Origin of the sequence: Hydrogenophaga sp. OTU3427 (assembly GCF_038440225.1) — a bacterium.
In the GTDB taxonomy this organism is placed as follows: Bacteria; Pseudomonadota; Gammaproteobacteria; order Burkholderiales; family Burkholderiaceae_C; genus Hydrogenophaga.
The window spans coordinates 19537-33114 of sequence record NZ_JASATI010000021.1; the positions used below are offsets into that span (position 1 = coordinate 19537).

Genomic DNA, 13578 nt, shown 5'->3' on the forward strand with positions numbered 1-13578 from the left:
CCGCCCGCCCTCGAGCCCCACGGGGCCGCACGGAATACCCCTCAATAACGCTCGGGATTGCGCCAAGCTGGCCAGTTGGGCGTACCATTGATTCCGTAATGAATCATCGTTTCTTATTTGAAACAACAAGCCACCCCAAGGCCCAACCTCGCAGACGCCATGAACCCAGAAATTCGACTTGAAGGCCGCCGCGTGCTGGTCACCGGCTCGGCCCGTGGCCTGGGCGAGAGTTTTGCACGGGCGCTGGTCGCGGCAGGTGCTCGGGTGGCGATCAGCGATGTGCTGCACGAACGTGGCCAGGCGCTGGCCGCCGAACTCGCCATGCCCTACGTGCCCATGGACCTGCTGGACCCGCAGGCCATCACAGTCGGGGTGGCCGCCGCCGCCGCCGCCCTGGGCGGCCTGGACGGGCTCATCAACAACGCCGCCATCACCAATTCGGGCGGCAAGGACATGAACGACATCGGCGTGGACACCTGGGACCGCGTGATGGACGTCAACGTGCGCGGCACCTGGCTGGTGACCGCCGCGGCCCGCCCCTTCCTGGCCGCCAGCGGCAGCGGCCGCGTGGTCAACCTGGCCTCGGACACCGCCCTGTGGGGCGCGCCGCGCCTGCTGGCCTATGTGGCGAGCAAGGGCGCCGTGGTCTCGATGACGCGCTCGCTGGCGCGCGAAATGGGCGCCGAGGGCATCACCGTCAACGCCATCGCGCCCGGCCTCACGCTGGTCGAGGCCACCGAATACGTGCCGCAGGCACGCCACGAGTACTACGCCCAGGGCCGTGCGATCAGCCGCGCACAGGTGCCCGAGGACCTCAACGCCACCGCGCTGTTCCTGCTCTCGCGCGGTGCGGGCTACATCACCGGCCAGCTGCTGCCCGTCAACGGTGGCTTCATCATGAATTGACCCACCCCTGCGCCGCGCCCAGGGGCGCGTCACCCCCTCAAGGGGGCGGTGCCAGTCGACCGGCAGAGCCGGATCGACGGCATCCCCGGCTTGAGGCACTTCTTTGAACGAAAGGACTTGTATGAACGCACCGATCAACACCAGCACCCTGGCGGCCAACGCGCCCCAGTTCAACGAACGCGGCCTGCTGGACGCCAACATCCCGCCCGAGGCCGAGATCCAGGCCGGCATGCTGGCCAAGCCGGGCCAGACCTTCGAGCAGTGGATGGAAAGCCGCGTGGCCCGCCGCGCCAGCCGCCGCTACGACTGGGACGCGCTGAAGTTCCAGGCCGACTACGACCCGACCTACCGCCGCGCCCAGATGCGCTACGTGGGCACCGGCGGCACCGGCGTCAACAGCGACGTCAACACCGTGCCGGCCGGCCACTTCACCTTCTCCACCATGGTCATCCCGGCCGGCAACATCGGCCCCTCGCACATCCACCACGACGTGGAGGAAATCTTCTTCGTGCTGCGTGGCCAGATGAAGGTCGTCTGCGAGAAGGACGGCCAGAAGTGGGAGGCCACCCTGCACGAGCGCGACCTGATCTCGGTCCCGCCCGGCGTCTACCGCGAAGAGCACAACACCGGCGAGGAAGACGCGCTGATGTGCGTGATGCTGGGTTCGCCCAAGCCCATCACCCCGGTCTACCCGCCCGACTCGCCGCTGTCCAAGATCAAGCGCTGAAACCCGCGCCCGCCGGAGCCCATGCCCATGTCGTCGCCATCGCCCCACGCCGCGCTGCAGCACTTCCCCACCGCCCTGGCCTTGGCGCCGGAGGTGCAGGTGCAGTACCGCCAGGCCGGCCACGCCGCGCGCGTGACCCACGTGCTGCTGCACGGCATCGGATCCGGTTCGGGCAGCTGGGTGCGCCAGCTGCAGGCGGCCGAGCCGCGCCAGGACCGCCGCGTGCTGGCCTGGGACGCACCGGGTTATGGCCGCAGCGCGCCGCTGGAGCTCCAGCACCCGCAGGCCGCGGACTACGCGCGCCGCCTGTGGCTGTGGCTGGACGCGCTGGGACAGGACCAGCCCATCACCCTGGTGGGGCACTCGCTGGGCGCGTTGATGGCCGCCGCCGCCACGCTGCAACACCCCGAGCGGGTGGCGCGACTGGTGCTGCTGTCGCCGGCACGCGGTTACGGCGACGCGCCGGAGGCCGACCGCGAGGCCAAGCTCGCCACCCGCCTGGCCACCCTGCACAAGCTGGGGCCCGCCGGCATGGCCAACGCCCGTGCGGCCGCCATGTTGTCGCCCGACGCCGACGACGGCATGGTGGACCTGGTGCGCGAGACCATGGCCCAGATCGACCCCGCCGGCTACACCCAGGCATCGCGCATGTTGTCCACCGGCCGGCTCGACGCCGACCTGGCCCGCGTGTCTGTGCCCCTGAGCGTGGCCAGCGGCAGCGCCGACACCATCACGCCGCCGGACGCCTGTGCCGACGTCGCACACCGCAAGGACCTGCCCTGGACCGACCTCGGTCCGGTGGGCCACGTGTGCGCCCTGGAAGCGGCGGCGCGTGTCAACGCCCTGCTGGACCTGTGACCCCCCAAGAGGAGACAAGCGCATGAGCGACGACAAAGCCGAAGACCGCTACACCGTGCCCGCGCTGGCGCGTGGCCTGCAGCTGCTGATGAGCTTCAACCGCGACGAGCGCGAGCTCACCGGCGCCGAACTCTCGCGCCGGCTGGACTTGCCGCGGGCCTCCGTGTTCCGCATGCTGCAAACCCTGGAACAGGGCGGCTTCGTGGAGCGCGTGGGCGACGGCGCCAGCTACAAGCTGGGCCTGGCCGTGCTGCGCCTGGGCTTCGAGTACCTGGCCTCGATGGAGCTGACCGAACACGGTCGTCCCGTGATCGAGGATCTGCGCGACCTGTGTGGCTACTCGGCCCACGTGGTGGTGCGCGACAACCGCGAGGTCGTGTTCGTGGCCAAGGCCGCCGGCCGCAGCGCGATGTTCCATTCCATCCAGGTCGGCGCGCGCTTGCCCGCCCACGCCACCGTGCTGGGCCGCCTGCTGCTGTCCGACCTCGACATCAACGCACTGCGCCACCTCTACCCCGAGGAGCCGCTGCCCGCCTACACCGCCCGCACGCCGACCCACCTGGCGCAGCTCAAGGCCATGATCGACGAAGACCGCGCACGCGGCTTCGCCGTCAGCCAGGGCGGCTTCGAGACCGGCATCTCCACCATCGCCGCGCCGGTCTTCAACGACCGCAACGAGGTGGTCGCCGCCGTCAGCATCACCGTGCCCGCGCAGCGGGTGCAGGAGGCCGAGCTGGACGTCCTGATCAACCAGGTGCGCGACGCCGCCGCCCAACTCACCGAACGCATCAGCCACACGCCCAACCGTGGCGGCTGGATGACCAAAACCACCGAAAAAAGAGCCGCATGAGCACCACCTCCACCCGCATCACCGTCGGTGAACTCGCCGTCCGCTTCCTCGAACAGTGTGGCGTGCGCGCCGCCTTCGGCGTGATCTCCATCCACAACATGCCCATCCTGGACGCGTTCAACACGCGCCAGCAGATCCGCTTCGTGTCCGCGCGCGGCGAGGCCGGCGCCTGCAACATGGCCGACAGCTACGCCCGCGTCAGCGGCACGCTGGGCGTGTGTGTCACCAGCACCGGCACCGGCTGCGGCAACGCGGCGGGCGCCATGGTCGAGGCCATCACCGCCGGCACGCCGCTGCTGCACCTGACCGGCCAGATCGAGTCGCCCTACCTCGACCGCGACCTCGGCTACATCCACGAGCACCCGGCCCAGCTGGCCATGCTCAAGGCCGTGGGCAAGGACGCCTTCCGCATCCGCAACCCCGAGACCGCCCTGGCCACGCTGCGCGAAGCCGTGCGCCTGGCGCAGACGCCGCCCTGCGGCCCGGTCAGCATCGAGATCCCCATCGACGTGCAGAAGATGCTGATGGACCTGCCGGCCGACCTCTCGCCCATCGCCGTGGCACCGGTCCAGCCCAACCTGGACGCCGTCGACGCCCTGGCCGCACGCCTGGCCGAAGCCAAGCGCCCGCTGCTGTGGCTGGGAGGCGGCGCACGCGGCGCCAGCGCCGCCGTGGCCCGTTTCGTGAAGCTGGGTTTCGCCGTTGTCACCTCGGTGCAGGGCCGGGGCATCGTGGCCGAGGACCACCCGCAGACCCTGGGCAGCTACAACCTGCAGAAGCCGGCCGAGCAGTTCTACGAGACCGTGGACGCCATGCTGGCCGTGGGCACCCGCCTGCGCAGCAACGAGACGCTGAACTACAAGCTCAAGCTGCCGACCCGGCGCTTCCGCATCGACGCCAACACCCTGGCCGACAACCGGGGCTACGAGAGCGAACTGTTCGTGCATGGCGACGCCACGCTGACGCTGAACGCGCTGGCCGATCGACTGGAAGGCCGCATGGCCATCGACCCCCAGCTCACCGCCGATGTGAAGGCCGCGCGCAGTGCCGCCGCCGCCCTGGTGGACGCCACGCTGGGCCAGTACGTCAAGCTCAAGGACACCATCACCGATGTCGCCGGCCAGGACATCTGGTGGGTGCGCGACATCACCCTGTCCAACAGCATGTGGGGCAACCGCGCGCCGGTGCTCAACCACCCGCGCGCCGGGGTGCACGCCCTGGGCGGCGGCATCGGCCAGGGCCTGGCCATGGGTGTGGGCGTGGCGGTGGCCAACGCCGAACACGCCCTGGGCCGCAAGACCCTGTCGCTGTGTGGCGACGGTGGCTTCATGCTCAACGTCGGCGAACTCGCCTGCGCCGCGCAGGAAAAGGCCGATGTCCTGTTCATCGTCATGAACGACAGCCGCTACGGCGTCATCAAGAACATCCAGGACGACATCTACGGCAGTCGCCACTGCTATGTGGAGCTGCACACCCCCAACTTCGCGCAGTTCTGCGCCAGCCTGCAGGTGCCGCATTTCAAGGTCAGCGACCCGGCCCGCACCGCCGACACGCTGCGCGAGGCCCTGGCCATCCAGGGTCCGGCCGTGCTCGAAATCGACATGGACGCGTGGGGCCCCTTCGCGGTGAAATTCGCCGGCCCGCCGAAGAAGAAAGACTGAACATGCAGAACGTCACCCTGATCGGCTTTGGCGCCATCGGCCGCACGCTGTTCCAGCGCGTGGCCGGGCAGCCGGGCCTGCGCATCACCCACATCGTGGTGCCCGACGAGCATGCCGCCACGGCCCGCGCACACGCGGGCGATGCCCAGGTGGTGCCGACCGTGCCCGAACACACCGACCTGGTGCTGGAATGTGCCGGCCACCAGGCCCTGACCGAACACGTGGTGCCGGCGCTGGCGCGTGGCATCGAATGCGCGGTGCTGTCCATAGGCGCCCTGTCCGAGCCCGGCCTGCCCGAGCAGTTGGCCGAAGCCGCGGCCCGTGGCCAGACCCAGGTGCACCTGCTGTCGGGCGCCATCGGTGGCGTGGACGCGATCGCCGCGGCGCGCATCGCCGGCCTGGACAGCGTGACCTACACCGGCCGCAAGCCGCCCACCGGCTGGCGCGGCACGCCGGCCGAAGACGTGGTCAACCTCGACACCATCACCGAACCCACGGTGATCCTGCAGGACACCGCCCGCGAGGCCGCGCGCCTGTACCCCAAGAACGCCAACGTCGCGGCCACCGTGTCGCTGGCCGGCCTGGGACTGGACCACACCCAGGTGCGCCTGATCGCCGACCCGACGGTGACCGAGAACATCCACCACATCGACGTGCGCGGGGCCTTTGGCGAGATGCAGATCACCATGCGCGGCAAGCCCCTGCCCGACAACCCCAAGACCTCGGCGCTGACCGTTCTCTCGGCCTTGCGCTTCCTGCACAACCGCACTTCGGCAGTCACCATATGAGCCAGAAACTCCACAGCTTCATCGCCGGCCAGTGGCGCGATGCCTCGGGCCCCGAGTACACGACCGAGTACCCACACGACGGCAGCACCGTGGCCCACCTGAATGCCGCCAACGCGGCCGACGTGGACGAAGCCGTGCAAGCGGCCGAGAAGGCGCGCATGCAGCCGGCCTGGGCCAGGCTCAAGCACCACGAGCGTGCCGGCATCCTCTACCGCATCGCCAGCGGCATCCGCGAACGCGGCGAGGAACTGGCCCAGCTGCAGCGCCTGGACAACGGCAAGCCGATCAAGGAGTGCCGCGCGCTGGTGGCCAGCGCCGCCGGCACCTTCCAGTTCTTCGGCGCCGCCGCCGAGACCTGGGAAGACACCATCACGCCGTCGCGTGGCGACTACCTGAGCCTGAGCGTGCACGAACCCCTGGGTGTGGTCGGTGCCATCACGCCCTGGAACTCCCCCATCGCCAGCGAGGCGCAAAAGCTCGCGCCGGCCCTGGCCGCCGGCTGCGCCATGGTGTTCAAGCCGGCCGAGATCACGCCGCGCATGGCGCTCGAACTCGCCAGGATCTGCCAGCAGGCCGGTGTGCCCGACGGCATCGTCAGCGTCCTGCCCGGCAAGGGCAGCGTGGTCGGTGACGCCCTGGTCAAGCACCCCTTGATCAAGCGCATCGCCTTCACCGGCGGCACCACCGTGGGCATGGGCATCCAGCGCCTCGCGGCCGAGAAGCTGATGCCGACCTCGCTGGAGCTGGGCGGCAAGTCGCCTACCATCGTCATGCCCGACGCCGACCTCGACCACGCGGTGGCCGGTGTGCTGTACGGCATCTTCAGCTCCTCGGGCGAATCCTGCATCGCGGGCTCGCGCGCCTTCGTGCACGAGAGCCTGTACGACGAGTTCAAGCGCCGCCTGCTCGAGGGCGTGAAAAAGCTGCGTGTGGGGGACCCCTCGCGCGAGGACACCCAGATGGGCCCGCTGGTCAACCTGGGCCACCGCGCCTCGGTCGAGCGCTACGTGCAGCTGGGCCGCGACGAAGGCGGCACCGTCCTGTGCGGTGGCGAACGTCCCACCGGCGGCTACTTCGACGCCGGCAGCTACTACCTGCCCACCATCTTCGAAGGCCTGCCCAACAGCGCGCGCATGTGCCAGGAGGAAATCTTCGGCCCGGTGCTGGCCCTGCTGCCCTGGAAGGACGAGGACGACCTGATCGCCCAGTGCAACGACAACATGTTCGGCCTGGCCTCGGGCATCTGGACGCGCGACTTCAAGAACGCCTGGCGCGTGGGCAAGGCCCTGCAGACCGGCACCGTGTGGGTCAACACCTACAAGGTCTTCTCCATCAGCACGCCCTTCACCGGCGTGAAGATGAGTGGCTACGGCCAGGAGAAGGGCCGCCTGGGCATCCTGGAGTACACCAGCCAGAAGAGCTTCTACGTCGGCCTGAACGACGCGCCCATGCCTTGGGCGCTGTCCTGAACAGCAAGGACACCGCCATGACACACCGCCGCACCCTGCTGGCGCTGACGAAGGCCTTGACCGTGGCCCTGGCCCTGCCGGGCCTGGCGCTGGCCCAGTCCGCCGCCGAAAAAGCCCTGGCGCAAGAGCGCTTCACCCTGGTGGCCCCCTTCCCGCCGGGTGGCCCCATCGACACCCTGGCGCGCATCGTGGCCGATGGCCTGGCCAAGCGCTACGGCCAGGCCGCCGTGGTGGACAACGCGCCGGGCGCGGCCGGCAACATCGGCATGGAAAAGGTCAAGCGCGCCAAGCCCGACGGCCACACGCTGCTGGTCATTCCGGCGGGCAACCTGACCATCAACCCGACGCTGATGCCCAAGTTCCCCTTCAGCGTCGAGAAGGACTTTGCCCCGATCGCCATGCTGGCCAAGACACCCAACGTGCTGGTGGCCAACCCGGGCGCGAAGTTCAAGTCGGTGCCGGAGCTCGTCGCGTTGGCGAAAAAGCAGCCCGACACCCTGTCCTACGCCTCGCCCGGCATCGGCAGCGGGCTGCACCTGGCCGGGGAGCTGTTCAAGGCGCAGACCGACACCGAGATCCTGCACGTGGCCTACAAGGGCACGCCACCCGCGCTCAACGACGTGCTCGGCGGCGCCGTGCCCATGATGTTCAGCAACCTGCCCACGGTGCTGCCGCACATCCGCAGCGGCAAGCTGCTGGCCCTGGCCGTGACCGACACCAGCCGCACGCCGGTGGCGCCCGAGATCCCCACGCTGGCCGAACAAGGCGTGCCCGGCGTGGTTGTCACCTCGTGGTACGGCCTGCTGGCGCCAGCGGGCACACCGCCCGACGTGCTGGAGCAGCTGGCACGCGACGTGCAAGGCATCCTGGCGCAGCCCGCCGTGCGCGAGCAGCTCAAGGCGCAGGGCATGACCGAGTGGAACCTGCAGACCGCCGCCTTCGGCGCCCACATCCGCGACGAAACCGCGCGCTGGGCCAAAGTCATCAAGACCCGCAATATCACGATGGAATAGACATGGACTTAGGGCTTCAAGGAAAAAAGGCGCTGGTCTGCGGCGCCAGCGCCGGCCTGGGTTACGCCTGTGCGCAGGCGCTGGTGCAGGAAGGTGTGCACGTGGTGATCGTGGCCCGCACCGAAGGCCCGCTCAAAGATGCGGCCGACCGGCTTCGCGCCATCGGCCCGGGCCGGGTCGACTCGGTCGCCGCCGACGTCACCACCGACACCGGCCGCGCCCGCATCTTCGCGCTGCACAGCGACTTCGACATCGTCGTCACCAACGCCGGCGGCCCGCCCCCGGGCGATTTCCGCCAGTGGGGCCGCGAGACCTGGCACCAGGCCATCGACGCCAACATGCTGGCGCCCATCGAGCTGATCAAGGCCACGGTGGACGGCATGATGGCGCGCGGCTGGGGCCGCATCGTCAACATCACCTCCAGCGCGGTGAAGGCACCTGTCGACGGCCTGGGCCTGTCCACCGGCGCGCGCAGCGGCCTGACCGGCTTCGTCTCCGGCCTGGCGCGCAGCACCGTGGCCCGGGGCGTGACCATCAACAACCTGCTGCCCGGCACCTTCGACACCGCGCGTCTGGCGGGCAACTTCAATGCCCAGGCCCAGCGCGAAGGCAAGTCGGTCGAGCAGGTGCGCGAGGCGCGCCTGGCCAAACATCCGGCCCACCGCTTCGGCCACCCCGACGAGCTGGGCCGCACCTGCGCCTTTCTGTGCAGCACCCACGCGGGCTACATCAACGGCCAGAACGTGCTGCTCGATGGCGGCTCGTTCGCGGGCGTGTTCTGAACGCTTTTCCCCACTGGTTTTCCCGTCAGTCCCCCACCCCACCGTTCACAAGGAGTCCCTATGAACCACCGCCGCCTCTTGATCGCTGCCGCCGCCACCGCCACCCTCGCGCTTGCCTGTGGCGGCGCGATGGCCCAGGCCTACCCCAACAAGGCGATCACCGTCGTTGTGTCCTTCCCGCCCGGTGGCGACACCGATGCCCTGGCCCGCGTGTTTGCGGAAAAACTGTCCACGCGTGTCGGTCAGCCGGTGGTGGTGGAGAACAAGACCGGTGCCAGCGGCACCATCGGCAACGCCTACGTGGCGAAGGCCAACCCCGACGGCTACACCCTGCTGTTCACGCCCAACACCATCGCCACCGCGCCGCTGGTGCTCAAGCCCGGCACCGGCGCCGTCTACGACCCGCTGACCGACTTCACGCCCATCGTGCTGGCCGGCACGCAGTCGCTGTTCCTGGTGGTCAACGCCACCTCGGGCATCACCAACCTCAAGGACTATGTGGCCGCGGCCAAGTCGGGCAAGATCAGCAGCTACGCCAGCCCCGGCAGCGGCTCGCCCATGCACATCCTGGGCGAGATGTTCAACAAGGCCGCCGGTGTCAAGCTGCAGCAGATTCCGTACCGTGGCAGCGGCCCCGCCGTCATCGATCTGGTGGCCGGCCAGATTCCCGCCTTCTACACCACGCTGGGCCCGGTCGCGCAGTACATCGCCAACGGCAAGCTGATCAACATCGGCGTGGCCGATCCCAAGCGCTCGCCGCTGCAACCCAACGTGCCCACCTTCGTCGAAGGTGGCGTGAAGGACGCGGAAGTGGGCGCCTGGCAGGGCTTCATGGGCCCCAAGGGCATGTCCGCCGACATCGTGCGCACGCTCAACGGCCACTTCAATGAAATCCTGAAGATGCCCGACGTCCAGGCCCGCATGAACACGCTGGCCCTGATCCCGGCCGGTGGCGCGCCCGACGCGCTGGCCAAGATCAACGCCGAGCACAACCAGCGCTATGGCAAGGTGATCAAGGAAACCGGGATCATGGCCGATTGATCGGCCCACCCCCGTTTCTCACTCACGTCGTGTAGATCGAATCCCCCCTCAAGGGGGCGCACCCAGCGGACCGGCGGAGCCGGATCCGCGGGTGCCCTGGGCGAGGCATGCTTCATGCGGGACAGGTCAGGTCCCGTTTGGCGCAGCCGGCTCACCCATGGCGGAGCGGCGCGCCAGTTCGCGCCGGGCGTAGGCCGTGGGTGAAAGCCCGGCCCAGCGGCGGAAGGCGCGGGCGAACACCTTGTCGGAGTCGTAGCCGGCGTCCTGCGCCACGCGGGCCAGCGGCAGGTGGCCGGCCTCCAGTTGCTGGGCGGCCAGCGCCATGCGGTGGGCCCCGAGGTAGCCCATGGGCGTGTCGCCCACCAGGGCCTTGAACCGTTCGCTGAAGCGCGAGCGCGACATCGCGGCCTCGCGCGCCAGCACCTCCACGCTCCAGCCACGCGCCGGCTCGCGGTGCATGACCGTGATGGCACGGGCGATGGCGGGGTCGGCCAGGCCACGCCACCAGCCGGCCTCGGACGAGGCCGCCGCGCGCAGCCAGTGCTCGCGCAGGATGTTGACCAGCAACAGCTCGCCCATGCGGCTGGCCGAGAGCCGCCAGCCCGGGCGCTGTGCCAGGGTCTCGGTGACCAGCGCCTCCATGATGCCGGCCAGACTGCCCGCCATGGTCAATTCGCCGGCGCGCACATGGATCAGCGGCGGCAACACGCGCAACACCGAGTGGCGGCAGTAGGCCGAGAACCACAGCAGCGCGCTGAACATCTCGCAGGCGGCCCCGGCGCCCCCATGGCGCAGCGCCAGCGGTGCCTCGTCGCGCGCGCCGGGGGTGCGCTGGGTCAGCAGCTCGGCAAAGGGCACGGTGGGCGCGTCGGGCGCCGAGCCCATCCAGTGGGCCGCGCCCAGGGGCAGCATCACCAGATCACCGGGGTTCACCAACAGCGGACCGCCGCCACCCGGCACCTCGACCCACCAAGGGGCACCACGCGCCATGCGGATCACGGCGCTGCCGGCCACGCCGTCCGAGCGCAGGCCCCAGGGCGCGAACAGGTGGAAATGTGCCGTCACCGCCCGTTCGGCACGGCAGATGGCCAGGACCTCACTCAGAACATCCATGTGGAAACGGCGGTATAGGCAGTGAAACAGTCTGGACGAATCGTGCCCATTTCGGGCGTTCCAGCGGTTGAGCGCAGCGGGCATTGCTTGAACAATCCATTTTCATCGCAAACCCAGGAGTCCCCATGCGTTCATTGAAGATTGGAATCGCCGGCGGTGGTGTCGGCGGACTGGCCGCCGCCATCGCCCTGCGTCAGCAAGGCCACGAGGTCACCGTGTTCGAGCAGGCCAAGGGCTTCTCGCGCGTCGGTGCCGACATCAACCTCACGCCCAACGTGGTGCGCGCCATCGATGGCCTGGGCGCCGGTGCCACCATCCGCCGCACGGGCGCCCAGCCCACCTTCCGCATCAGCCGCGACTGGGACACCGGCCTGGAGACCTCGCGCCTGGGCATGGGCAACGTGGCCGAGGCGCAGTACGGCGCGCCCCAGGTGACCATCCACCGCGCCGACATCCTGGCCGCGCTGGCGGAGCGGTTCCCGATCGAGCAGATCCGTTTCGGCCAGCGCATCCGCTCCCTGAGCCAGGGCGAGGACGGCGTGACGCTCCAGTTCGAGGACGGCGGCGACGCCCACTTCGACGTGGTCGTCGGCGCCGATGGCATCCATTCGCGGGTGCGCACCGCGCTGTTCGGCGAGGAGTCCCCGCGCTTCACCGGCGTGGTGTCCTTCCGCTCGGTGGTGCCCACGGAGCGGGTGAAACACGTGCCCGAGATCGAGGCCTTCACCAAGTGGTGGGGCCCCAACCCGCAGAGCCAGATCGTCACCTTCCCGCTCAACCAGGGCCGGGAGACCTTCATCTTCGCCACCACCGGCCAGGACAGCTGGACCGAGGAATCCTGGACCAGCGAGGGCGACGTGAACGAGCTGCGCGGCTTTTACAAGGACTTTCACGCCGACGCCCGCGCCCTGCTGGACGCCTGCGACAGCACGCTCAAGAGCGCGCTGTACGAACGCGAGCCGCTGCCGCTGTGGTCGGTGGGCACCGTGACACTGCTGGGCGACGCCTGCCACCCGATGCTGCCCTTCATGGCGCAGGGTGCGGGCATGGCCATCGAGGACGCGGTGGTGCTGGGCCGTGCGCTGGCGGGTGTGGCCACCCGCACCGAGGCGGTCCAGGCGCTGCAACGCTACGAAAACGCCCGCAAGGAACGCACCGCCAAGATCCAGATCGGCTCGCGTGGCAACCAGTGGATGAAGGGCCCGGGCAACGCCGACTGGGTGTACGGTTACGACGCCTGGAACGTGCCACTGGCCAGCTGATCCCTTCCCTTTCCATCACCCCTACCTTGGACCACCCATGAACACCTCCCCCCTGTCCCGCCGAGCGACCCTGACCTGCCTGGGCGCCGCCACGCTGCTGGCGCTGGCCGGCCCGGCCCCTGCCCAGACCTTCCCCGGCAAGACGGTCACGCTGGTCGTGCCTTTCCCCGCCGGCGGCGGCCCCGACCTGGCCGCCCGCGTGCTGGCCGAGAAAATCGCCCCCAAGCTGGGACAGGCGGTGGTGGTGGACAACAAGCCCGGCGCTGGCGCGCTGCTGGGCGCGGGCCAGGTCGCGCGTTCGCCCGCCGACGGCCACACGCTGCTGTTCACGCCCAACACCATGGTGATCTCACCCCACGTGCTGGCGGCCGGCGCGGGCGGCAACATCGACGTGCACAAGGATCTGGTGCCGGTGATCGCGCCGGCCACCACGCCCATGTCGCTGCTGGCCCACCCCTCGCTGGGCGTGAAGAACCTCAAGGAGCTGGTCGAGGCGGCGAAGAAAAGCCCGGGCATCCCTTATGGCACGGCCGGCAACGGTTCGCCCATGCACTTCGCGGGCGAGATGTTCAAGCAGTCGGCCAAGGTGGACCTGCTGCACGTGCCCTACCGTGGCGTGGCGCCCTCGGTCACCGCCGCGCTGGGCGGCGAGGTCAAGCTGCTCTACGTGGCCCTGGGCGGCGCACTGCAGCACATCAAGGCCAGCAAGCTGGTGCCGCTGGCGCTGACCGAGAAGTCCCGATCGTCACTGCTGCCCGACCTGCCGACCGCCGCCGAACAGGGCTTTGCCGGTGTCGAGGTCAACGCCTGGTACGGGGTGTTCGCACCGGCCGGCACCCCGCAGGCCGCGATCGCCCGCATCAACCAGGAAATCAACGACGCCCTCAAGCTGCCCGAGGTGCGCGAGAAGTTCACCGGCGCCGGGCTGGAGGTGCTCGGTGGCACGCCCCAGGTGCTGGCCGACTTCATGAAGGCGGACAACCAGCGCTACGGCAACATCGCGCGCGAGCTCAAGATTCGCGCGGATTGAGGGGCGCCCCTCCGTTTCTCGCCCACTTCGCGTGGCCCGCCCCCCTCAAGGGGGCGACACCAGCCGCCCGGCGGTGTC

The 13578-nt window shown here is 69.6% G+C and carries 13 protein-coding genes; 12 read left to right on the plus strand and 1 reads right to left on the minus strand.

What is annotated here, in order from left to right; translation table 11 throughout:
- The first annotated feature begins 159 nt into the window (after positions 1–159).
- The 10 genes from AAHB17_RS13475 (at position 160) to AAHB17_RS13520 (ending at position 10095) form a co-directional block, all read left to right on the plus strand.
- On the plus strand, positions 160–906 hold the full coding sequence (locus AAHB17_RS13475) for an SDR family oxidoreductase (RefSeq protein ID WP_342131126.1): 747 nt from the start codon (positions 160–162) through the stop codon (positions 904–906).
- A gap of 229 nt (positions 907–1135) precedes the next feature.
- Positions 1136–1633, plus strand: coding sequence for a cupin domain-containing protein (locus tag AAHB17_RS13480; RefSeq protein WP_342131197.1), 498 nt, complete (start codon positions 1136–1138; stop codon positions 1631–1633).
- Positions 1634–1660: 27 nt separating this feature from the next.
- Complete coding sequence (locus AAHB17_RS13485; RefSeq protein ID WP_342131127.1) at positions 1661–2491, plus strand: alpha/beta fold hydrolase; 831 nt, start codon at positions 1661–1663, stop codon at positions 2489–2491.
- Between the two features lie 22 nt (positions 2492–2513).
- Positions 2514–3341: an IclR family transcriptional regulator gene (locus AAHB17_RS13490; protein WP_342131128.1), complete on the plus strand. Its 828-nt coding sequence runs from the start codon at positions 2514–2516 to the stop codon at positions 3339–3341.
- Positions 3338–5002, plus strand: a complete 1665-nt coding sequence (locus AAHB17_RS13495; protein ID WP_342131129.1) for a thiamine pyrophosphate-binding protein — start codon at positions 3338–3340, stop codon at positions 5000–5002. The genes AAHB17_RS13490 and AAHB17_RS13495 overlap by 4 nt, the downstream gene beginning before the upstream one ends.
- A 2-nt stretch (positions 5003–5004) precedes the next feature.
- Entirely contained in the window at positions 5005–5790 is a 786-nt protein-coding gene (locus AAHB17_RS13500) for an aspartate dehydrogenase (RefSeq protein ID WP_342131130.1), read from the plus strand.
- Positions 5787–7259, plus strand: a complete 1473-nt coding sequence (locus AAHB17_RS13505) for an aldehyde dehydrogenase (protein WP_342131132.1) — start codon at positions 5787–5789, stop codon at positions 7257–7259. The genes AAHB17_RS13500 and AAHB17_RS13505 overlap by 4 nt, the downstream gene beginning before the upstream one ends.
- A gap of 17 nt (positions 7260–7276) precedes the next feature.
- Positions 7277–8272: a Bug family tripartite tricarboxylate transporter substrate binding protein gene (locus AAHB17_RS13510; protein WP_342131133.1), complete on the plus strand. Its 996-nt coding sequence runs from the start codon at positions 7277–7279 to the stop codon at positions 8270–8272.
- Between the two features lie 2 nt (positions 8273–8274).
- Complete coding sequence (locus AAHB17_RS13515) at positions 8275–9054, plus strand: SDR family oxidoreductase (protein WP_342131134.1); 780 nt, start codon at positions 8275–8277, stop codon at positions 9052–9054.
- Positions 9055–9114: 60 nt separating this feature from the next.
- Positions 9115–10095, plus strand: a complete 981-nt coding sequence (locus tag AAHB17_RS13520; RefSeq protein ID WP_342131135.1) for a Bug family tripartite tricarboxylate transporter substrate binding protein — start codon at positions 9115–9117, stop codon at positions 10093–10095.
- 126 nt (positions 10096–10221) lie between these two features.
- Here the strand turns inward: AAHB17_RS13520 and AAHB17_RS13525 are convergent, their stop codons facing one another.
- A complete protein-coding gene (locus AAHB17_RS13525; protein WP_342131136.1) occupies positions 10222–11208 on the minus strand; it encodes an AraC family transcriptional regulator in 987 nt (328 codons plus the stop codon).
- 125 nt (positions 11209–11333) lie between these two features.
- Here AAHB17_RS13525 and AAHB17_RS13530 point away from each other — a divergent pair, with 125 nt between their 5' ends.
- Together AAHB17_RS13530 and AAHB17_RS13535 are read left to right on the plus strand one after the other, a co-directional pair.
- Positions 11334–12470 (plus strand): FAD-dependent monooxygenase, encoded by a 1137-nt coding sequence (locus AAHB17_RS13530; protein WP_342131137.1) that lies wholly within the window; start codon positions 11334–11336, stop codon positions 12468–12470.
- 37 nt (positions 12471–12507) lie between these two features.
- A complete protein-coding gene (locus AAHB17_RS13535; protein WP_342131138.1) occupies positions 12508–13500 on the plus strand; it encodes a Bug family tripartite tricarboxylate transporter substrate binding protein in 993 nt (330 codons plus the stop codon).
- Positions 13501–13578: the final 78 nt, after the last annotated feature.